Here is a 19606-nt window from a genome sequence, read left to right on the forward strand (position 1 = left end):
CGGCGCGAGGCGATGGCAGCGGCGCTTGCGGGCGGCGGCCGTCATAATCGACGCATCCGCCGCTGCGCACCGTCCCGATGCCCCTGCCGTCCCTCAGCCACCTCGACCGCCTGGAGGCCGAAAGCCTGCACATCCTGCGCGAGGTCGCGGCGTCGTTCCGCAACCCGGTGATGCTGTACTCGGTCGGCAAGGACAGCTCGGTGCTGCTGCACCTGCTGCTCAAGGCGTTCCATCCTGCGAAGCCGCCGATCCCGCTGCTGCACGTGGACACCACGTGGAAATTCCGCGAGATGATCGAGTTCCGCGACCGGCGCGCCGCGGAAACCGGCGTCGAGCTGCGCGTGCACACCAATCCCGACGGCCTCGCGCAGGGCATCGGCCCGATGACGCACGGCGCCACCGTGCATACCGACGTCATGAAGACGCAGGCGCTGAAGCAGGCGCTGGACATGCATCGCTTCGATGCGGCGATCGGCGGCGCGCGCCGCGACGAGGAGAAGTCGCGCGCCAAGGAGCGCGTGTTCTCGTTCCGCAACCGCCAGCACGCGTGGGACCCGAAGAACCAGCGCCCGGAACTCTGGAACCTCTACAACGCGCGCATCCAGCCCGGCGAGTCGGTGCGCGTGTTCCCGCTGTCGAACTGGACCGAGCTCGACATCTGGCTCTACATCTACCGCGAGAAGATCCCGGTGCCGTCGCTGTATTTCGCCGCCGAGCGACCGATCGTGGAACGCGACGGCGCGCTGATCATGGTCGACGACGAGCGCTTCCCGCTGCGCGAGGGCGAAACCGCGGAGATGCGCCGCGTGCGCTTCCGCACGCTGGGCTGCTACCCGCTCACCGGCGCGATCGAGTCCGAGGCCGACACGCTGGAAAAGATCATTGCCGAGATGCTGGTGGCGACGACGTCCGAGCGGCAGGGCCGCGTGATCGACCACGATCCATCGGCATCGATGGAAAAGAAGAAGCGGGAAGGTTATTTCTGATGACGCGCCACGACGACGCGGCCGCCACGGTCGCCGCCTACCTCGCCGATCATGAATCGCGCGGCCTGCTGCGCTTCATCACCTGTGGCAGCGTGGACGACGGCAAGAGCACGCTGATCGGCCGCCTGCTGCACGACACGCGCGGGCTCTTCGAAGACCAGCTGGCGGCACTGGAGAAGGACAGCCGCCGCCACGGCACCCAGGGCGAGCGCGTCGACTACGCGCTGCTGCTTGACGGCCTCGCCGCCGAGCGCGAGCAGGGCATCACCATCGACGTCGCCTACCGCTTCTTCAGCACGCCCGGGCGCAAGTTCATCGTCGCCGACTGCCCGGGGCACGAGCAGTACACGCGCAACATGGCGACGGGCGCGTCCACCGCGGACGCCGCGGTCGTGCTGGTCGACGCGCGCAAGGGCCTGCTCACGCAGACGCGCCGCCACAGCTACATCGTCTCGCTGCTCGGCATCCGGCACGTGCTGCTCGCGGTCAACAAGATGGATCTCGTCGGCTACGGGCAGGCGACGTTCGACGCGATCGCCAGCGAGTATCGCGAACTCGCGGCGTCGCTCGGCATCGAAAGCGTCACCGCGGTGCCGCTGTCGGCGCTGGAGGGCGACAACCTCATCGAGTGCTCGGCGAACACGCCCTGGTACACCGGTGCGACGCTGCTGGAGTTCCTCGAAAGCGTGCCGGTCGACGCACCGGCGAGCGACTCCGGCTTCCGCCTGCCCGTGCAGTGGGTCAACCGGCCGAACCAGGATTTCCGCGGATTTGCCGGCACCGTGGCGGCCGGCCGCATCAAGCCGGGCGAGGAGGTCGTCGCGCTGCCGTCGGGCCGGCGCTCGAAGGTCGCGCGCATCGTCACCGCCGATGGCGATCTCGACGTCACCACGCGCGGGCAGGCGATCACGCTCACGCTCGACGACGAACTCGACATCAGCCGCGGCGACGTCATCGCCGCCGCGCACGATGCGCCGCAGGTAAGCGACCAGTTCGCCGCGCACGTGCTCTGGCTGGACGCGCAGCCGCTGCTGCCGGGCCGGCCGTACTGGCTGAAGATCGGCACGGCCGAGGTCGGTGCCAGCGTCACGGAGATCAAGCACCGCGTCGACGTGAACACGCAGGAGGCGCTGGCGGCCAAGCACCTCGAGATGAACGAGGTCGGCTACTGCAACCTCTACCTCGATACGCCGGTGCCGTTCGAGCCCTATCGCGACAGCCGCGAGATGGGGGCCTTCATCCTCGTCGACCGACAGACCAACGCGACGGTCGCCGCGGGCACGATCGATTTCGCGCTGCGTCGCGCGGCGAACATCCACTGGCAGCAGGTCGACGTCGACAAGGCGGCGCGCGCGCGGCTGAAGGCGCAGGTGCCGCGTTGCGTGTGGTTCACCGGCCTGTCCGGCTCGGGCAAGTCGACCATCGCCAACCTCGTCGAGAAGCGCCTGCATGCGATGGGCCTGCACACCTACATCCTCGACGGCGACAACGTGCGCCACGGCCTCAACAAGGACCTGGGCTTCACCGACGAGGATCGCGTCGAGAACATTCGTCGCGTGGCGGAGGTCGCGAAGCTGATGACCGATGCCGGCCTGGTCGTGCTGGTCAGCTTCATTTCGCCGTTCCGCTCCGAGCGCCGCCTCGCGCGCGAGCTGTTCGACGAAGGCGAGTTCATCGAGGTGTTCGTCGACACACCGCTCGCGGTGGCCGAGGCGCGCGACGTGAAGGGGCTCTACGCGAAGGCGCGCGCGGGGCGCATTCCGAACTTCACCGGCATCGATTCTCCGTACGAGGTGCCGGAGAACGCCGAGCTGGTGCTCGACACCGTGGCCGAGCCGCCGGAAGCGCTGGCCGCGCGCGTGGTCGAGCGCTTGCTGGAAACCCGATAGCGCGGGCTCAGCGCTCTCGGCGCAGCCGGCGTCGCTCGCGCGAGCGGTGGAACATCGCCTGGTACAGGATCAGAAGCACGATCGAGGTCGCGATCGCCACCACCCAGGCCATCGCGCCGTGCGCGGGCACCAGGTGCCCTGCGATGGCCGCGCCCGCCGCGCCGATCAGGATGGTGACGACCATCCCCACGTTCTCCGGCCCGGGCTTGAGGATGCGCGCTAGCAGGCCGACGATCGCGCCGCCGATGAGATAGCCGAAGAAGCCATCGAACATGGGAAGTCCTCGCCGGGTGGGGCCGCCATACTGCCGCCGGCTCCGTCGCGGGAACGTGGACATCCGCCGCACGCTGTAGGCGGAAAGAAAAACGGCGCCACGTGGGCGCCGTTTTCCGTTCCGTCGCAGCGGTCAGCAGCAGCCGTGCGAACCGTGCTGCTCGCCGCCGGCCACGGCGGCCACGCCCTGTGTCTCGCCGCGCTGCGAGGCGAGGTGGTGCTGGTGGATCACGTGCGACACGCTGGCGGTGACGCGCTTGCCCATCGGGATGTGCAGGAACTCGTTGGGGCCGTGCGCGTTGCTGTGCGGGCCGAGCACGCCGGTGATCATGAACTGCGCGCCGGGGAACTTCTCGCCGAGCATGCCCATGAACGGAATGCTGCCGCCTTCGCCCATGTACATCGCCGGCTGGCCGAAGAAGGCGCGGCTGGCGTCGTCGATGGCCCGGTCGAGCCAGGGCGACATCGCCGGTGCGTTCCAGCCCGAACTCGCCTTCTCGAGGTCGAGCGTGACGTGAGCGCCGTAGGGCGGGTTCTCGGTCAGCGCCTTTTCCAGCAGCTCGCCGGCGCGCTTGCCGTCCATGGTCGGCGGCAGGCGCAGCGACAGCTTCACCGCGGTGAAGGGGCGCAGCACGTTGCCGGCCGACGCCAGCGGCGGCATGCCGTCGACGCCGGTCACCGACAGCGCCGGGCGCCAGGTGCGGTTGAGCACGAGGTCGGTCAGCTCCTCGGCCATCGGCACCATGCCGTCGAGGAAGGGGAACTTGTCGAACACGGCCGTGTCGAGCACGCGCGCGGCTTCCCTGGCCTGCGCGAGGCGCTCGGCCGGAACCTCGACGTGCAGGTCCTCGATCAGGATGCGGCCGGTCGTCTCGTCCTCGATGCGCGACAGCAGCGAGCGCAGGATGCGGAAGCTCGACGGCACCACGCCCGAGGCATCGCCCGAATGAACGCCCTCGTGCAGCACACGCACGGTGAGGTTGCCGCCGGTCAGGCCGCGCAGCGAGGTGGTGCACCAGAGCTGCTCGTAGTTGCCGCAGCCCGAGTCCAGGCAGACGACGAGCGAGGGCTTGCCGATGCGCGGGGCCAGGTGGTCGACGTAGGCGGGCAGGTCGTAGCTGCCGGACTCCTCGCAGGCTTCGATCAGGATCACGCAGCGCGAATGCGGCAGGTCCTGCTCGCGCAGCGCGAGGATCGCGGTGAGCGAGCCGAAGATCGCGTAGCCGTCGTCGGCGCCCCCGCGGCCGTACAGCAGGTCGCCCTTGATGACGGGCTTCCACGGACCCAGGTCTTCGTCCCAGCCGGTCATCTCCGGCTGCTTGTCGAGGTGGCCGTAGAGCAGCACGCAGTCCTCGTCCGAGCCGCCGTTCGCGGCCGGCACCTCGATGTAGATCAGCGGCGTGCGGCCCTCGAGGCGCACCACCTCGAGGTTCATGCCGTCCAGGCCCTGCGCCTGCGCCCAGCCTGTCATCAGTTCGACGGCCTGGTCCATGTAGCCGTTGGCGACCCAATCGGCGTCGAACATCGGCGACTTGCAGGGGATGCGGATGTAGTCGACCAGGCGCGGAACGATCTCGTCGTCCCACTTCTTCGACACGAATGATTCGACGCGGCTGGCGTCCATCGGAGCCTCGGGAGAGGTGATAGAGAGCCGCCATTCTACCGCCCGCACCGAGTCGGACTTTTCCTACACGCCGCTACGGAGAATCCCGTCGCCGCGCGGGGCGATAGCCGCTCGGCGCGGCGGGCGGCCATCGGGAGACTGTGCACACCGGCCGACATGGCCATCCACCGACAAGGAACCCGTCATGAAGCTCGCCCGCCTACTGCAGACCCTCGCCCTCTCGCTGGCCTTCGCCGGCACCGCCCTCGCCGCCGCCCCGGCCACGCCGGCGCGCGCCGCCGCTCCCGCCGCCGCGGTCGAGCGCGTGAACATCAACACCGCCGACGCCGCCACGCTGGACCGCGTACTGGTCAACATCGGCCCCGCGAAGGCCGACGCGATCGTCGCCTACCGCAAGACCAACGGCCCGTTCCGCAGCATCGACCAGCTCGCGCTGGTGAAGGGCATCGGCCTGAAGACCATCGAGAAGAACCGCGGCCGCATCCTGCTGGGCAACGTGGCCCCGGCACGGCCGGCTGCCGCCGCCGCGAGCCGCATGCCGGCGCGCTCGGCCAGCCTGCAGCGCTGAGCCTCGCACCGGCCGCAGGGACGACGGCTGGCAGGCAGGACGCCTGGCAAACGGGCACCAACCCGACACGGACGTAGGCCGCCGGTGGGCACGATGCCCGCCGGCGGCTTCGTCGTTCGGCCGCACCTCGGCATACTCGTCCGGTCCAACGCACGGATGCCCCATGCCCGCGACGTCGCGCGTCATCCCGTCCTACGAGTACCGCCGCACGCGCTGGCGCAATGGCGGCGGCTGGACCCGCGAGATCCACGCCGAGCCCGATGCGGGCACCGACTGGAACTGGCGACTCTCGATCGCCGAGATTACCGCGGACGGGCCGTTCTCGACCTTCGAGGGCATCGACCGCGAACTGGTGCTGCTCGCGGGCGAGGGCGTGCGGCTCGCGTTCGACGATGGCGAGAGTGTTGACGTACGGCCGCCCTACGGCCGCCACCGCTTCGCCGGCGAGCGGGCGGTACAGGGCGAGCTGATCGATGGGCCGACGCACGACTTCAACCTGATGTGGCGCCGCGAGCGCTTCGAGGCGGAGCTGTGGCGGCGGCCGATGGTCGGCGCGATGGTGGTCTTCGCCGAGCGGCATTCCACGTGGATCGTCCACCAGCTCGCCGGCGGCGCGCGTTTCGCCGACGACAGCGGACTGCCGGCGCTGGCGATGGGCGATACCGCGATCCTGCAGGCCGGCGATACGCGCCTGCGCCACGTGCTGGACGGAGCCGGCGAGGCGCTGCTGATCCGCCTGATGCCGCGCGATGCCGACCGGCGCGACAGCCTGACGCTGGCCGCGCCTCAGTAGACGTCGCGCCGGTAGCGGCCGTCGGCGAGCAGCGTTTCCACACGCTCGTCGCCCAGGACTTCGCGCAGCACGGCATCGACGCCCGGCGCCATGCCGTCGAGGCTGCCGCAGACGTAGATCGCCGCGCCTTCTTCCACCCAACGACGCAGGCGATCGGCCTGCAGGCGCAGAGCATCCTGCACGTAGCGCGGGCCGTCGCCGTCGCGCGAGAAGGCGAGGTCGACACGTTCGAGTGCGCCGTCCCGTAGTGCAGCTTCGATTTCATTGCGATGGAAGAAGTCGCAGGCGCGCGTGCGCTCGCCGAACAGCAGCCACGTGCGCCCCTTTGTTCCGCGGAGTCGCCAGTGCGCGCGCAGGCCGGCCAGGCCGGTGCCGTTACCGACGAGGATGAGCGGCACGCCGACGTCCGGCGAATGGAAGCCGGGATTGCGGCGAATGCGCAGATCGATGATGTCGCCCACCTGCGCGCCATGCGTAAGCCAGCCGCTGCCGAGACCGAGCGTGCCGTCGGGCTGGCGGGCCTGACGCACCAGCAGGTGCACGCGGCCGTCGAGCGCGACCGAGGCAATCGAATACTCGCGATGCGGCAGCGGCACCCGCGCATCGACGATCGCCTGCGGATCGCGGTCCTCCACCGTGTCGGGCAGGCGCGCTCGGAGCAGCGCCTCGCGCAGCGTGGTGGCATCGTGGCCAGTGACCGGGGTGCCGCCATCGAGGCTGTGCGCGGCGAGCCATCCCTGCACGCGCGCCGGCACGTGGCGTGGGCCGATCTCGGCGATGTCGCCGGCGGTCCAATCGGGGTTCGTGCCGTCGGGCGGCGCCAGTTCCAGATGGAAGGCCGCACCGCCGGGACTGCCGGGGTTGAGATGCACGCGCTGCGCGAGACGCCATGGCTCGTAGCGGGGCGGGCTCCAATCGGGCAGGTCGGTGCGGCCGGCGATCAGGCCGACGTGGTGCTGCCAGTGGCGCAGCGCGCCGGCGTCGCCCGCATCCACGTCGATGCGGTCGAACAGCGCGCGCGCGCCGCTGCGGTGCAACCACTGGTCGAGCTGCCGGCCGAACTCGCAGAAGTGCGCGTAGTTGCGGTCGCCGAGTGCGAGTACGCCATATTCGAGCCCAGGGAGCGCCTCGTCGCGGGCCATCGAATCGCGCAGGAAGCGCAGCGCATGGTCCGGCGGATCGCCTTCGCCGGTGGTACTCGCGACCAGCAGCAGTCGGCGAACACGTCGAAGCGTCGTGGCCTCGAGCGCGTCCAGCGGCAGCGCCTGCGCGGGCGTGCCCGCGGCCTCCAGCGTCGCTGCCGTGTGCCGCGCGAGCTCGTGTGCGAAGCCGGTCTGGCTGGCCCAGGCGACGACGATGCGGTCGCCGTTCGTTTCGCTGATGCGCGACGAAGCGCGGCGACGCAGTGCAGCAGCGCAGAGCGCGAGCCAGGCCAGCAACAGCGCCGTCGCGCCGAGGACGCGCGCCGACGACGGCGTCGCGATCCACCAGTCGCCCGGCTGGAGCCGCGCCGATGCGAGCGCGGCCAGTGCGAGCAGTGCGAACGTCGCGATCTGTCCGATGCGTGCGCGGCTGAGGGAGGCGCCGTCGCTCATGCGGCGAGCAGGGCCTCGAAACGCGGCGTCATGCGCTCGCGGCTTCCGGTCGAGCGCGGGCCGACGAAGCGCACCGCGAGGTCCTGTGCGCAGGCCAGCTCGAAGCCGCGTTCCTCGCCGAGCACCGTGAGCGCGGTCGCCCAGGCGTCGGCTTCCATCGCGGTGCCGGCGACGACGGTGACCGCGGTCGGCGCGTCGTGTAGCGCGACGCCTTCGCGCGGATCGAGTGTGTGGCAGTGGCGGCGGCCGTCATGGCGCACGCCGTGCCAGCGGTCGCCCGAGGTCGCGACCGCGAGGCCGTCGAGCGCGAGGATGCGTGCGGGCACGTCGTCGTCCTCGTCGCCCGACCAGGCTTCGACGACCACGCGCCACGGGCTGCCATCCGGCTTGCGACCGTAGCCGAAGAGTTCGCCGCCGACTTCGACCAGAGCCGCGCCGATCGCGATACCTCGCAGGTAGTCGGCGACATGGTCAACGGCGAAGCCCTTGGCGACCGCGCACAGGTCCAGCGAGAGGCCGCCGGGCTGCAACGCGCGGCCGCCGCGTTCGAGCAGGAGCCGCTCCCAGCCGGCGACGCGGCGCAGTTCGGCGAGCGCACCGTCATCGGGCCGCGTGACCTTCGCACCGGACGGCCCGAAGCCCCAGGCGTCGACCAGCGCACCGATGGTCGGATCGAAGGCGCCATCGGTGAGGCGCGCGATGCGCAGCGCGCATTCCAGCACCGTGGCGAATTCGGCCGGCAACGCATGCCAGCTGCCGGCGGGCGCCGCGTTGAAGCGCGAGAGCACCGAATCCGGCGCCCAGTTGCTCATCTGCGACACGACCTCGTCGAGGCGCGCCTGGATGCCCGCGTGGAGCGGGCGCAGGTCGACGCCCGCCGCGGCCGCGCACTTCACCGACCACGTCGTGCCCATGCTGGTGCCGCCCAGCGCATGCACGACGCGGCGGTCGACGGCGGCGTGCACGTCCTGCCCCACGATTACTGCGGCAGCACTTCCAGCGTCGCCACGTAGGTGAGGCGGCGCTGCTTGGCCTGCGGGACGTCGGTGCGGTCGTCCTGCGAGGTGGCTTCGAGCCAATACATGCCGGCGACCGGCCAGGTCACGCTGAACTCGCCCTTCGCGTCGGTGCGCGCCTTGATCTCCTCCTGGGCATCGCGATAGCGCGTGCCGCCGCGGATAACCTCGATCTCCAGGTTCGCGGCCGGCTTGCCGTCGACGAGCATGCGGAAGGTGGCCGCCTCGCCCGCGAACAGGTCGTTCGGATGCGTGACCGGCACGAGTTCCAGGCCGCGGCCCGTCGGTGCGAGCACCGCGTCATTCGGCGCGCCGCTGGTCACGAAGGTCTCGACGCGGCCGAGCGTCTGCGACACCTGCAGGTTCTTCGCGTTCTTCGGCACCGACGTGGCGAACGAGGCCGCGTTGCCGCGCCAGCGCTTGGGCTGGCCGTTCTCTTCCCACTGGCCGTTCAGGCCGTCGTTGACGATTGCGAGGCGGTAGGTGCCGGGCTTGTCGAGCTGCACGTCGAACACGCTGCGGTACTTGCCGGTGGCGGCGTTCTGCGGCTGCACGGGCTGGCCATCGGGGCCGGTGATGCGCAGGTTGTCCAGGCGCAGCGGCACGTGTCCGACGTGGAAGATGTCGTTCGACACCGCGGCGTCGACGGTGATCCAGGACTCGTTGCCGCCGGCGACCACCGTCTGCGACGGCTGCAGCCACTGCTTGTGCGCGGCGGCGGTGAGCGGGAGCGCGCAGGCGAGGACCAGCGCGCAGGCGAGCAGGTGACGCTTCATCGGGAATCTCCTGGGGTCGTTGCGTTTCAGCGGCGCGTCGCCACGGTGACGGCGCCGAGTTCGGTCTTGCCCTTCGCACTGCCGGTGCCGGTGCCGCGCCAGTTGAAGGGCACCTTCACCAGCTCGCGGCCGCCGACCTCGCGCACCGCCTCGACCACCAGCGTGTAGTTACCGGCGGGCAGCTTGGCGAGCTGCGGATTGCGGTCGTCGAAGCGCAGCGAATGCGTGCCGACCGGACGCGTCGGCCCGGTCACGCCATCGACCGGCAGCGCGAGGCTTCGGCCGCTGCGGCGCCACCACTGGCGCAAGTCCGGCAGCCACTTGGTGCCGGCACCTTCGCGCGTGGTCTTCTGCTGGTACCAGACCGCGAGATTGGCCAGCGCCGTCTGGTCCGCGCCTTCCACCCACACCGCCACGTAAGGCCGGTGGTATTCGGCGACGTTGATCTGCGGAATCTGCAGCTTCAGCTCGATGTCTGCGGCCTGCACGGGCAGTGCGGCCAGCCCTGCGAGCGCGATGGTAAGACGGATGCGCATGGACGACTCCTTGCGGTGGATCAATGGATGAAGATGAGCGCGAGCAGCACGGGCACCACCAGGCCCAGCGCGACCAGCGGCCACGTGGAGCGGCGCTCGCGCGCATGCAGCTGCAGCAGGAACAGGCCTGTCACGCAGAACACGAGGCAGGCGATCGCCACGAGGTCGATGAACCAGTTCCAGGCCGCGCCGGTGTTGCGGCCCTTGTGCAGGTCGTTGAGGTAGGCGAGCGCGCCGCGCGAGGTGCCTTCGAACTCGACGGCGCCGGTTTCGCGGTCGATCGACAGCCAGGCATCGCCGCCCGGGCGCGGCAGCGAGAGATAGACCTCGTCGGCCGACCATTCCGCTGGCTGCGCGCCGATCGACACCGGCAGGCGCTCGCGCAGCCAGTCGGCCACACGCGGCGGCAGCGGTGCATTGCCGTCCTCGCGGGTGCCGAGCCCGCGCAGCACCGGCGCGGGGATCTGCAGCGTGTGCTTGGTGACGACGGGCTTGGTTTCTAGCGCGGTCGCGTGGTTGAGCGTGATGCCGGTGACGGCGAACAGCAGCATCGCCACCAGGCAGATCGCCGAGCTGATCCAGTGCCACTTGTGCAGCACGCGCAGCCAGTAGCCGCGACGCTGCTGTCGCGCGGCGATGTCGGTGGCGGCGTGCTGCGTCATGCGGTCAGGTCTCGGCCCAGCGGCGCAGCAGGTTGTGGTAGACGCCGGTCAGGCGCAAGACCGGCTCGCGCTCCGCGCCGGAGGCCGTCAGCGCCTGGATCGACGCATCGAGCTCGAACAGCGTGCGGCGCTGGCCATCGTCGCGCACCAGGCTCTGCACCCAGAAGAACGAGGCGAGGCGCTCGCCGCGCGTGACCGGTGCGACGCGGTGCAGGCTGCTCGACGGATACACGATCGCGTCCCCCGCGGGCAGCTTCACCTCGTGCTCGCCGTAGGTATCGCTGACGATCAGCTCGCCTCCGTCGTAGTCCTCGGGCTCGTTGAGGAACAGCGTGCAGGAGACGTCGCTGCGGATCTGCTGCGGCGGCATACCCGGCGCGGTGTCGGCCGCCATGACTGCGCCGTCGACGTGGAAGCCGTACTCGCCACCGCCGCGGTAGCGGTTGAAGCGCGGCGGGAAGATACGCGCGGGCAGCGCGGCGGCATGGAACAGCGGATCGCGCGAGACCGCCTCGACCACCATCGCCGCGAGCTGCCGGCGCAGCGGCGATCCATCCGGAAGTTGTTCGTTGCGCTTGACCTGCGCGCCCTGCGCGCCGACGGTCGCCCGGCCGTCGGTCCAGTCGGCCTCCGCGAGCGCGCGGCGGATCTCCGCCAGGCGCGCGCCGTCGAGAAGGCCGGGAACGTGCAGCAACATGGTCAGAACTTCACGTTGAAGGTCAGCAGCGCGGAACGCGGCTGGCCGGGCGTGTAGCGGTAACCGCTCTTGTTGATCGCCGCCACGTAGTTCTCGTCGGCCAGGTTGTAGAGGTTCAGCCGCACGTCGAAGGCATCGTTGAAGGCGTAGCTCGCGACCGCGTCGAACACCCAGTAGTCCTCGGTGTAGGCCGGCGTGCCGATCGCGCCGTCGGTACCGCGCTTCATCTCGCCCGAATAGCGCGCGCCGCCGCCCAGCGTCAGGCCGTTGTCGAAGCGGTAGGTGGTCCAGGCGGTGAAGGCGCGGTCCGGCGTGTAGGCCAGTTCGCGCGAGCCGTCGGCGGTGACGTTGGTGCCGGCGACGACTTCCGTGTCCATCGTGGTGAAGCCCGTCGACACCCACCAGTTACTGGTGATCTGCCCGACCGCGCTCAGCTCGATGCCGCGCACGCGCTTCTCGCCGGTCTGGAAGTAGACGCCGTTCTCCTGGACGAGCTCGTTCTCGATCCGCGTGTCGTACAGCGCGGCCGTCAGCAGCAGCGCGTCACCCGACGTGCTCCACTTCATGCCGAGTTCGGCGGTGCGCGCCTTCTGCGGCTCGTAGATGGGGTTGTTGGCACTGTTCGCGCTGTTGCTCAGCTCCAGCGACGCGCCGCCCGGCGGCTGCTGCGATACCGCGTAGTTGGCGTAGACGCTGGAGTTCTCCGTCGGCTTGTACAGCGCGCCGAGCTTCCAGTTCAGCAGCGTGTCCGAGGCCTTCCCGTCGACGAAGGGCAGCACCGTGCCCACCGCCGCGCCGTTGCAGGCCGGGCCGTTGGTGCCGGTGGCGACACAGGCGCGGGCGTTGCGGTATTCGCTCTCGTAGCGGTCCACACGCAGGCCGGCGTTGATCTGCCAGCGGTCACCGAGGCTCATGGTGTCGAAGGCGTACAGCGCGGCGGTATCGACCTTGCCGCGGCCGTCGGCGCCGTTCGGGCCCCAGCGCAGGCCGCTCACGTTCGGGTCCGGATCGTAGAGGTTTGCGGCCGGCCACTTCGTGCCGCCCTGCACGGCGATGCCGGTGGTGAAGAGCTTCTCGCGAACGAACTCGATGCCGGTGCTGAGGTCGTGGCGCACCGCGCCCTCGCCGAAATGCGCCACGAGGCTGGTCTGGTTGGTCAGGATCGTGTTGACCTGGTCCTTGAACGTCGGCGTGCTGCGCGCGATCGTCCAGGTCGCCGGGTTCGACGGGTCGGGGGTGGCGAAGTTCGCGCCCGAGTTGATGAAGGCCGTCAACATGTAGTCCTGCGACGTGCGGCCCCATCGAGTGATGTTGCGCAACTGCGCGCCGGAATCGGTCATGTGCTCGATGCGCAGCGTGACCATGTCCGCGCCGACGTCGTCGTAGTCGGACGTCGTGCCGTAGAAGCTCTCCGGGTTCACCGGTGCCGCGCCGGAGATCCACGGGCGCGTCGGGTCGGGCGACGAGTAGCCGGGCAGGCCGACCGTCGGCACCCAGCCGTCGGGAACGTTGTCCTGTTCGACGTGCAGCACGTCGACGTGCGTGCGCGTGGCGCTGTCGAGCCCGAAGCCGAGCGAGGCGGCGACGCCCCAGCGGTCGTTCTCGACGTTGTCTCGACCGGGTACGCCACTGTCCTGCGCCATCAGGTTCACGCGCAGCGCGGTGCCTTCGCCCAACTGGCGGTTGAAGTCGGCCACGGCGCGCCTCTGGTCGGCGCTGCCGACCGACAGCGAAGCGCTGTTGGCGTCGCGCAGGTGCGCGCGCTTGGTGACCAGGTTGATCGCGCCGGTGGGCGCGCTGCGGCCGGTGTCGGTGCCCGCCGGGCCCTTCGTCACCTCGACCTGGTCGATGTTGAAGATGTCACGGCTGACCGCGCCCAGGTCGCGCACGCCGTCGACGAAGATGTTGCTGGAGGTGTCGAAGCCGCGCAGGTAGATCGCGTCGCCGGTCGCCGTGTTGCCGTTCTCGCCGGCGTAGAAGGTGCCGACGCCCGGGCTGTTGCGCAGCGCCTCGGTCAGCGAGGTCGCGCCCTGCTCGTTGAACAGGTCATTGCCGATGACGTTGATCGTCTGCGTCGTGTTGACCAGGTTCTGGGTGAACTTCGCCGAGCTGGACTCGCCGGCGTAGCGCTTGACGCGCGCGCCGTAGACCTTCACGTGGTCGAGGGTTTCCTTGTCGTCCGGTGCGGGCCCCGCCGGCGCGGCGGCGGCGGTGAAGGTGGCACCGAGCGCGAGCCCCGCGATCAGCGACGCGCCCAGCGGGCGGCGGTTCGCGTCGGAATGGGGGGCGGCGTGCTTGCGACTCCTGATGTGAGACATGGCGTCCTGAAAGGCATTGAAGAGGGCGGCCGAGGCACGAACGTGACCGGCGGTACGCCTATTGAAACGCAATTAAGAATGATTCGCAATTGCGGATCGAAGCCCGGCGACCGGCGGTAGTGCCGCGAGGTCGTTCAGATCGCAGGAATCACCGGTCGTCGCGGGTCCAGACGGCGCCGTCCTCGACGCGTACCGAGAACGTCCGCACCGGCACGTAGGCCGGCCCGCACTGCGGGCGCCCGTCGCGGACGTCGAAGCGGGCGCCGTGCAGCATGCACTCGATCGTGCCGTCGGCCGGGTCGAACGGGCCTGCCGACAGCTCGTAGTCCTCGTGCGTGCAGCGGTCCTCGAGCGCGTAGAAACGGCCGTCGAAGTTGACGACGAGGATCGGCGTGTCGCCGTCCCAGGCGACGCGGGTTTCACCGGGCAGCAGCTCGGACGTCGCGGCCACGCGAACCCAGCCGTCGAGGCTCATGCGTGCGTGCCTAGCGGTGCGGCCTTCTCCAGCACCTCGAAGCGCAGGTCGTCGCGGCGCGGCAAGCCGAAGCGCTCGTCGCCGTACGGGAACGGCTTGAGTATGCCGGTGCGGCGGTAGCCGCGGCGCTCGTAGAACGCGATGAGCTCGTCGCGCACGTCGATCACCGTCATGCGCAGTGCCGGCAGGCGCCAGTGGTTGAACGCCAGGCGCTCCGCGCGCGCCAGCAACTGCTTGCCGACGCCTGCGTTCTGCAGGGTCGGCCGGACCGAGAACATGCCGAAATAGCCGCTGCCGTCCTGCTGCGCGAGGTGCGCGCAGGCGACAGGCTCGCGGGTCGTGCCGTCGATCGCCAGCAGGATCAGGCTGCCGGGCCGCTCGATGCAGCTGCGCACGTCGTCGCCATCGGTGCGCTGGCCGTCCAGCAGGTCCGCTTCCGTGGTCCAGCCTGCGCGGCTGGCATCCCCGCGATAGGCCGAGTGGACGAGCTCGACGATGGCGTCGACGTCGCGAAGGGTGGCATTGCGGAAGCGGAGTTCGGTCATCGGATCAGGCGAGCAGGCGGCGGACTTTCTGGATCGCGGCGACGAAGGCGTCGATTTCCTCGTGCGTGTTGTAGAACGCGAACGAGGCGCGGCAGGTGGCGGGAACGCCGAAATGATGCATCAGCGGATGCGCGCAGTGATGGCCCGAACGCACCGCGACGCCCTCGAGGTCGAGCAGCGTGGCGAGGTCGTGCGCATGCGCACCCTCGATCAGGAAACTGATCACCGCGGCCTTCTCGCGTGCCTCGCCGAAGATGCGTAGCCCGTCGACGGCCGACAGCGCTTCGGTGGCATGTGCGAGCAGTTCCTTCTCGCGGGCCTCGATGCGCGCCATGCCGATGCCGCTCAGGTAATCGACGGCGGCGCCGAGGCCGACGAAGCCGGCGATGTTCGGCGTACCGGCCTCGAAGCGGTGCGGCGGATCGTTGTACACCGTGCCCTCGAAGCGCACCTCGCGGATCATCTCGCCGCCGCCGAGGAAGGGCGGCATCGCCGCGAGGTGCTCGCGGCGCGCCCAGAGCGCGCCGGTGCCCGTCGGGCCGACCATCTTGTGGCCGGTGATCGCGTAGAAGTCGCAGCCGATGGCGGCCACGTCGAGCGCGCGATGCGGCGCGGCCTGCGAGCCGTCGACCACGCTGACGATGCCGCGACGGCGCGCCTCGCGACAGATCTCGCGCACCGGGTTCACCGTGCCGAGCACGTTCGACACGTGGCTGAGCGCGACGAGCTTCACCTCGGGCGTCATCTGCGCGTACATCGCGTCGAGGTCGAGGTCGCCGCGCTCGTCGATCTCCGCGACCTTGATCACCGCGCCCGTACGCTGGGCGACGATCTGCCAGGGCACGATGTTGGCGTGGTGCTCCATGCGCGTGAGCAGGATCGCGTCGCCGGCCTTCAGCTGCGGCAGCGCCCAGCTGTAGGCGACGAGGTTGATCGCGAAGGTGGTGCCGCTGCACAGCACCAGTTCGTCGGCACGCACGTTGAGGAAGGCGGCGAGCTTGCGGCGCGCGCCTTCGTAGGCCTCCGTCGCCTCCGAGCCGAGCGCGTGCACCGCTCGGCTGACGTTGGCGTTGTGGCGGCGATAGAAGTCGTCGACGGCTTCGATCACCTGCGCGGGCTTCTGCGAGGTGTTCGCCGAATCGAGGTAGACCAGCGGCTTGCCGTGCACCTGGCGCGCGAGCAGCGGGAAATCGCCGCGCACACGCGCCCAGTCCACCGGCGTCAGCCCATCGACGGCACTCATGCGGCCTCCATGCGTGCCAGTGCGGCGTCCAGGCGCGCGGCCAGCACGCCGCGGATGGCGGCGTCGCCGACCACGGCGAGCGTCTCGTGGCAGAACGCCGCGGTAAGCAACGCGCGCGCCTCGGCCGACGGAATGCCGCGCGAGCGCAGGTAGAACAGCGAGGTCGGGTCCAGCTGGCCCACCGTGGCACCGTGCGCGGCCTGCACCTCGTCGGCATGGATCACCAGCACCGGCTGCGAATCGATCTCGGCACCTTCCGACAGCAGCAGGTTCTTGTTCGACAGCGCGGCAGCCGTGCCGTCGGCGCCTTCGCGGATCAGGATGCCGCCATGGAAGGCCGCGCGCGCGCGGTCGGTCGCCAGGCCACGCCAGACGAGGTTGCATCGCGTGTCGCGCCCGACATGGTCGAGCCCGAGGCGGGTGTCGAGATGGCGACGGCCCGAGGCCAGCAGGACGCCATTTGCATCGACCGCCGCGCCCTGGCCCTGCAGCGCGACGTTGAGCTCGTGCCGCGACAGCGCGGCGCCGAGCTCGAGGTCGAGGCGGCGATAGCTGGCCTCACGCGCGAGCACCGCGTCGGTGCGGGCGAACAGATGCGCGTTGGCGGACTCGTCCTGCAGGCGCGCATGCGCGAGGCTCGCGCCGGACTTCAGGTGCACATGCGCGATCGCGGTGGCGAGGTTGGCGTGCGGCGTCGCGGCAATCGAATGCTCGACGATGCGCAGCTGCGTGCCCTCGCGCAGGTCGACCAGATGGCGCAAGTGATAGGCGACGTCGCCGGCCGCGGCCGTGCCGATGGAAACGATGTGCAGCGGCTGCGGGGCGATCGCGCCGGCATCGCCGCGCACCACGGCGCCGTCGATTGCGAGCGCGGCATTGAGGCGCGCGAACGGCTCGTCGGCGCGGTCGAAACGACGCGCGAGGATATTGCACTCGCGCTCGTCGCCACGCTCCAGCACGGCCGACAAGGGCTCGACCGTGATGCCGTCAGCGAGCCCCGAGAGCTCGCTCAGCGCCGCGGCATGGCGGCCGTTGACGAAAACGATGCGCGGCGCGGGAATGTCCTCGACCCACGACGGTTCGAGCGTGTCGGCCAACGATGCCGCCCCGTAGCTGCGGCGCTCCAGCGGACGCAGGCTGGTGTACTTCCAGGCCTCGACGCGCGGGCCGGGCAGGCCGTCGCGACGAAGCGCGTCGAGCGCCTCGCGACGCGACGCGCCGAGGCCGCCGGCCTCGCGCAGTGGCAGCGTATCGAAGGCGGCGGCGAGCGAATCGAGCAGCGGGCTCATGTCAGACGGACGCCTCGGGCGAGACGCGATCCTTCACCCAGGCATAGCCGTGCTGCTCGAGCTCCAGCGCGAGCTCCGGGCCGCCGGTCTGCACGATGCGGCCGTCGGCCAGCACATGCACCACGTCCGGGCGGATGTAGTCGAGCAGGCGCTGGTAGTGGGTGATCACCAGGAAGGCGCGCTCGGGCGAGCGCAGCGCGTTCACGCCGTCGGCGACCGCCTTGAGTGCGTCGATGTCGAGGCCGGAATCGGTCTCGTCGAGGATCGCGAGCTTGGGCTCGAGCAGCGCCAACTGGAAGATCTCGTTGCGCTTCTTCTCACCGCCCGAAAAGCCCTCGTTGACGCCACGGTGCAGCAGCTCGTCCTTCAGATGCAGCACGGCGAGTTTTTCGCGCACCTTCTTGAGGAACTGCATCGAATCGAGTTCCTCCTCGCCGCGCGCCTTGCGCTGGGCGTTGAGCGCGGCGCGCAGGAAGTAGGTGTTGTTCACGCCCGGGATCTCGACCGGGTACTGGAAGGCGAGGAAGACGCCGGTGGCCGCGCGCTCCTCCGGCTCAAGCGCGAGCAGGTCGCGGCCTTCGAACTCCACGGAGCCCTCGACCACCTCGTAGCCTTCGCGTCCCGCAAGGACGTTGCCCAGCGTGGACTTGCCGGCGCCGTTCGGTCCCATGATCGCGTGCACGCGGCCGGCCTCGACGGTGAGTGTGAGGCCCTTGAGGATGTCCTTGCCGGCGACGCGGACATGGAGGTTTTCGATCTTCAGCATCGTTGTTTTATCCGGATGATCCGATGGCCGGTCCGTGGCGCGACGTCCGCGCCTCGGCGCGGTACCGGACATCCCGTCCGGAAAATGAGAGTGGCGCTGGCGTCAGCCCACGGAGCCTTCGAGCGAGACTTCCAGCAGCTTCTTGGCTTCCACCGCGAACTCCATAGGCAGTTCCTTGAAGACGCTCTTGCAGAAGCCGTCGACGATCATCGAGACCGCGTCCTCCTCGGCGATGCCGCGGGACCGGCAATAGAACATCTGGTCCTCGCTGATCTTCGAAGTGGTCGCCTCATGCTCGACTTTCGCGCCCGGGTGGCGAACCTCGATGTACGGAAAGGTGTGCGCACCGCACTTCTTGCCGATCAGCAGCGAATCGCACTGGGTGTAGTTCCGCGCGTCCTCGGCGGTGCGCTCCACGCGCACGAGGCCGCGGTAGGTGTTCTGTCCGCGGCCGGCGCTGATGCCCTTGCTCACGATCTTGCTCTTCGTGCGCTTGCCGACGTGGATCATCTTGGTGCCGGTGTCGGCCTGCTGGCGATGGTGCGTGAGCGCGACCGAGTAGAACTCGCCGACCGAGTCGTCGCCGATCAGCACGCAGCTCGGGTACTTCCACGTGATCGCCGAACCGGTCTCCACCTGCGTCCAGCTGATCTTCGACTTCGCACCGCGGCATTCGCCGCGCTTGGTCACGAAGTTGTAGATCCCGCCGACGCCGTTCTCGTCACCCGGGTACCAGTTCTGCACGGTGCTGTACTTGATCTCGGCGCCTTCCAGCGCGACCAGCTCGACGACCGCCGCATGCAGCTGGTTCTCGTCGCGCATCGGCGCGGTGCAGCCTTCGAGGTACGACACGTACGCACCGTCCTCGCAGACGATCAGCGTGCGCTCGAACTGGCCGGTCTCGCTGGCGTTGATGCGGAAGTAGGTCGACAGCTCCATCGGGCAGCGCACGCCCTTGGGGATGAAGACGAAGCTGCCGTCGGAGAACACGGCCGAGTTCAGCGCCGCGAAGAAGTTGTCGCCTACGGGCACCACGCTGCCGAGGTACCGGCGCACCAGCTCCGGGTACTCGTGGACCGCCTCGGAGATGGACATGAAGATCACGCCCTTCTCGGCGAGTTCCTTGCGGAACGTGGTGCCGACGGAGACCGAGTCGAACACGGCGTCCACCGCGACGCCCGCGAGCTTGGCGCGTTCGTGCAGCGGCACGCCGAGCTTGTCGTAGGTGTCGAGCAGTTCCTTCGGCACCTCGTCGAGCGACTTGTACTTCGGGCCCTTCGGCGCGGAGTAGTAGCTCAGGGACTGGAAGTCGATCGGCTGCAGGTCGAGCTTCGCCCAGTGCGGCGGCGTCATCGTCAGCCAGTGGCGATAGGCGGCGAGGCGCCAGTCGGTCATCCATTCCGGCTCGCCCTTCTTGGCCGAGATGGCGCGGACGATGTCCTCGCTCAGGCCGGCCGGGAACGTCTCCGACTCGATGTCGGTAACGAAGCCGGCTTCGTAGCGGCGGCCGAGCTGCTGGTGGATCTCGGCGTTGGCGATGTGTTCGTTCATGGCA

19 protein-coding genes are annotated in these 19606 nt (G+C 69.7%); 4 read left to right on the plus strand and 15 right to left on the minus strand.

Annotated elements, in window-relative coordinates:
* Positions 1 to 77: 77 nt before the first annotated feature.
* Both cysD and cysN read left to right on the plus strand, forming a co-directional pair.
* Positions 78 to 986 carry a sulfate adenylyltransferase subunit CysD gene (gene cysD, locus IE066_RS01970; protein WP_189446648.1) on the plus strand — a complete coding sequence of 303 codons (909 nt, stop codon included), beginning with the start codon at positions 78 to 80 and terminating at the stop codon, positions 984 to 986.
* The gene (cysN, locus tag IE066_RS01975; RefSeq protein WP_425488917.1) at positions 944 to 2875 is read left to right on the plus strand and encodes a sulfate adenylyltransferase subunit CysN; all 1932 of its coding nucleotides are present in this window, start codon (positions 944 to 946) and stop codon (positions 2873 to 2875) included. The genes cysD and cysN overlap by 43 nt, the downstream gene beginning before the upstream one ends.
* 7 nt (positions 2876 to 2882) lie before the next feature.
* Here cysN and IE066_RS01980 read toward each other — a convergent pair whose 3' ends face one another.
* Positions 2883 to 3149: a GlsB/YeaQ/YmgE family stress response membrane protein gene (locus IE066_RS01980; protein WP_189446650.1), complete on the minus strand. Its 267-nt coding sequence runs from the start codon at positions 3147 to 3149 to the stop codon at positions 2883 to 2885.
* 132 nt (positions 3150 to 3281) lie between these two features.
* On the minus strand, positions 3282 to 4772 hold the full coding sequence (locus tag IE066_RS01985; RefSeq protein ID WP_189446651.1) for a M20 family metallopeptidase: 1491 nt from the start codon (positions 4770 to 4772) through the stop codon (positions 3282 to 3284).
* Between the two features lie 184 nt (positions 4773 to 4956).
* Between IE066_RS01985 and IE066_RS01990 the strand changes: the two genes are divergently transcribed.
* A complete protein-coding gene (locus IE066_RS01990; protein WP_189446652.1) occupies positions 4957 to 5340 on the plus strand; it encodes a ComEA family DNA-binding protein in 384 nt (127 codons plus the stop codon).
* Positions 5341 to 5503: 163 nt separating this feature from the next.
* Positions 5504 to 6133, plus strand: a complete 630-nt coding sequence (locus tag IE066_RS01995) for a HutD/Ves family protein (protein WP_189446653.1) — start codon at positions 5504 to 5506, stop codon at positions 6131 to 6133.
* On the opposite strand, the gene IE066_RS02000 is transcribed toward IE066_RS01995, so the two are convergent.
* From IE066_RS02000 to sufB, 13 genes are all read right to left on the minus strand, one after another.
* On the minus strand, positions 6127 to 7728 hold the full coding sequence (locus IE066_RS02000; RefSeq protein ID WP_189446654.1) for a sulfite reductase subunit alpha: 1602 nt from the start codon (positions 7726 to 7728) through the stop codon (positions 6127 to 6129). The two genes, IE066_RS01995 and IE066_RS02000, sit on opposite strands and share 7 nt — an antisense overlap.
* Entirely contained in the window at positions 7725 to 8693 is a 969-nt protein-coding gene (locus IE066_RS02005) for an FAD:protein FMN transferase (RefSeq protein WP_425488881.1), read from the minus strand. Before IE066_RS02005 ends, IE066_RS02000 begins: the two co-directional genes overlap by 4 nt.
* Before the next feature lie 14 nt (positions 8694 to 8707).
* The gene (locus tag IE066_RS02010) at positions 8708 to 9520 is read right to left on the minus strand and encodes a DUF4198 domain-containing protein (RefSeq protein WP_189446655.1); all 813 of its coding nucleotides are present in this window, start codon (positions 9518 to 9520) and stop codon (positions 8708 to 8710) included.
* 26 nt (positions 9521 to 9546) lie between these two features.
* Positions 9547 to 10056, minus strand: a complete 510-nt coding sequence (locus IE066_RS02015) for a DUF2271 domain-containing protein (protein ID WP_189446656.1) — start codon at positions 10054 to 10056, stop codon at positions 9547 to 9549.
* 20 nt (positions 10057 to 10076) lie between these two features.
* Positions 10077 to 10718, minus strand: coding sequence for a PepSY-associated TM helix domain-containing protein (locus tag IE066_RS02020; protein WP_189446657.1), 642 nt, complete (start codon positions 10716 to 10718; stop codon positions 10077 to 10079).
* Positions 10719 to 10722: 4 nt separating this feature from the next.
* Positions 10723 to 11415, minus strand: coding sequence for a Fe2+-dependent dioxygenase (locus IE066_RS02025; protein ID WP_189446658.1), 693 nt, complete (start codon positions 11413 to 11415; stop codon positions 10723 to 10725).
* Between the two features lie 2 nt (positions 11416 to 11417).
* Positions 11418 to 13733, minus strand: a complete 2316-nt coding sequence (locus IE066_RS02030; protein WP_189446659.1) for a catecholate siderophore receptor Fiu — start codon at positions 13731 to 13733, stop codon at positions 11418 to 11420.
* Positions 13734 to 13881: 148 nt separating this feature from the next.
* Entirely contained in the window at positions 13882 to 14208 is a 327-nt protein-coding gene (locus IE066_RS02035) for a non-heme iron oxygenase ferredoxin subunit (protein WP_189446660.1), read from the minus strand.
* Positions 14205 to 14753: a GNAT family N-acetyltransferase gene (locus tag IE066_RS02040; protein WP_189446661.1), complete on the minus strand. Its 549-nt coding sequence runs from the start codon at positions 14751 to 14753 to the stop codon at positions 14205 to 14207. Before IE066_RS02040 ends, IE066_RS02035 begins: the two co-directional genes overlap by 4 nt.
* A gap of 4 nt (positions 14754 to 14757) precedes the next feature.
* The gene (locus tag IE066_RS02045) at positions 14758 to 15996 is read right to left on the minus strand and encodes a cysteine desulfurase (RefSeq protein WP_189446662.1); all 1239 of its coding nucleotides are present in this window, start codon (positions 15994 to 15996) and stop codon (positions 14758 to 14760) included.
* Positions 15993 to 17285 (minus strand): Fe-S cluster assembly protein SufD, encoded by a 1293-nt coding sequence (gene sufD / locus IE066_RS02050; RefSeq protein WP_189446663.1) that lies wholly within the window; start codon positions 17283 to 17285, stop codon positions 15993 to 15995. The genes IE066_RS02045 and sufD overlap by 4 nt, the downstream gene beginning before the upstream one ends.
* Position 17286: 1 nt before the next feature.
* The gene (sufC, locus tag IE066_RS02055) at positions 17287 to 18051 is read right to left on the minus strand and encodes a Fe-S cluster assembly ATPase SufC (protein WP_189446664.1); all 765 of its coding nucleotides are present in this window, start codon (positions 18049 to 18051) and stop codon (positions 17287 to 17289) included.
* Between the two features lie 102 nt (positions 18052 to 18153).
* The gene (gene sufB, locus IE066_RS02060) at positions 18154 to 19602 is read right to left on the minus strand and encodes a Fe-S cluster assembly protein SufB (protein ID WP_189446665.1); all 1449 of its coding nucleotides are present in this window, start codon (positions 19600 to 19602) and stop codon (positions 18154 to 18156) included.
* Positions 19603 to 19606: the final 4 nt, after the last annotated feature.

Source organism: Cognatilysobacter xinjiangensis (genome assembly GCF_014651995.1).
Taxonomy (GTDB): Bacteria; Pseudomonadota; Gammaproteobacteria; order Xanthomonadales; family Xanthomonadaceae; genus Cognatilysobacter; species Cognatilysobacter xinjiangensis.

Excerpts from the sequence above, each read along its gene's own strand:
- cysD (WP_189446648.1), top strand. The coding sequence starts at position 78 with ATGCCCCTGCCGTCCCTCAGCCACCTCGACCGCCTGGAGGCCGAAAGC.
- IE066_RS01980 (WP_189446650.1), bottom strand. The coding sequence starts at position 3,149 with ATGTTCGATGGCTTCTTCGGCTATCTCATCGGCGGCGCGATCGTCGGC.
- IE066_RS01985 (WP_189446651.1), bottom strand. The coding sequence starts at position 4,772 with ATGGACGCCAGCCGCGTCGAATCATTCGTGTCGAAGAAGTGGGACGAC.
- IE066_RS01990 (WP_189446652.1), top strand. The coding sequence starts at position 4,957 with ATGAAGCTCGCCCGCCTACTGCAGACCCTCGCCCTCTCGCTGGCCTTC.
- IE066_RS01995 (WP_189446653.1), top strand. The coding sequence starts at position 5,504 with ATGCCCGCGACGTCGCGCGTCATCCCGTCCTACGAGTACCGCCGCACG.
- IE066_RS02000 (WP_189446654.1), bottom strand. The coding sequence starts at position 7,728 with ATGAGCGACGGCGCCTCCCTCAGCCGCGCACGCATCGGACAGATCGCG.
- IE066_RS02010 (WP_189446655.1), bottom strand. The coding sequence starts at position 9,520 with ATGAAGCGTCACCTGCTCGCCTGCGCGCTGGTCCTCGCCTGCGCGCTC.
- IE066_RS02015 (WP_189446656.1), bottom strand. The coding sequence starts at position 10,056 with ATGCGCATCCGTCTTACCATCGCGCTCGCAGGGCTGGCCGCACTGCCC.
- IE066_RS02020 (WP_189446657.1), bottom strand. The coding sequence starts at position 10,718 with ATGACGCAGCACGCCGCCACCGACATCGCCGCGCGACAGCAGCGTCGC.
- IE066_RS02025 (WP_189446658.1), bottom strand. The coding sequence starts at position 11,415 with ATGTTGCTGCACGTTCCCGGCCTTCTCGACGGCGCGCGCCTGGCGGAG.
- IE066_RS02030 (WP_189446659.1), bottom strand. The coding sequence starts at position 13,733 with ATGTCTCACATCAGGAGTCGCAAGCACGCCGCCCCCCATTCCGACGCG.
- IE066_RS02035 (WP_189446660.1), bottom strand. The coding sequence starts at position 14,208 with ATGAGCCTCGACGGCTGGGTTCGCGTGGCCGCGACGTCCGAGCTGCTG.
- IE066_RS02040 (WP_189446661.1), bottom strand. The coding sequence starts at position 14,753 with ATGACCGAACTCCGCTTCCGCAATGCCACCCTTCGCGACGTCGACGCC.
- IE066_RS02045 (WP_189446662.1), bottom strand. The coding sequence starts at position 15,996 with ATGAGTGCCGTCGATGGGCTGACGCCGGTGGACTGGGCGCGTGTGCGC.
- sufD (WP_189446663.1), bottom strand. The coding sequence starts at position 17,285 with ATGAGCCCGCTGCTCGATTCGCTCGCCGCCGCCTTCGATACGCTGCCA.
- sufC (WP_189446664.1), bottom strand. The coding sequence starts at position 18,051 with ATGCTGAAGATCGAAAACCTCCATGTCCGCGTCGCCGGCAAGGACATC.
- sufB (WP_189446665.1), bottom strand. The coding sequence starts at position 19,602 with ATGAACGAACACATCGCCAACGCCGAGATCCACCAGCAGCTCGGCCGC.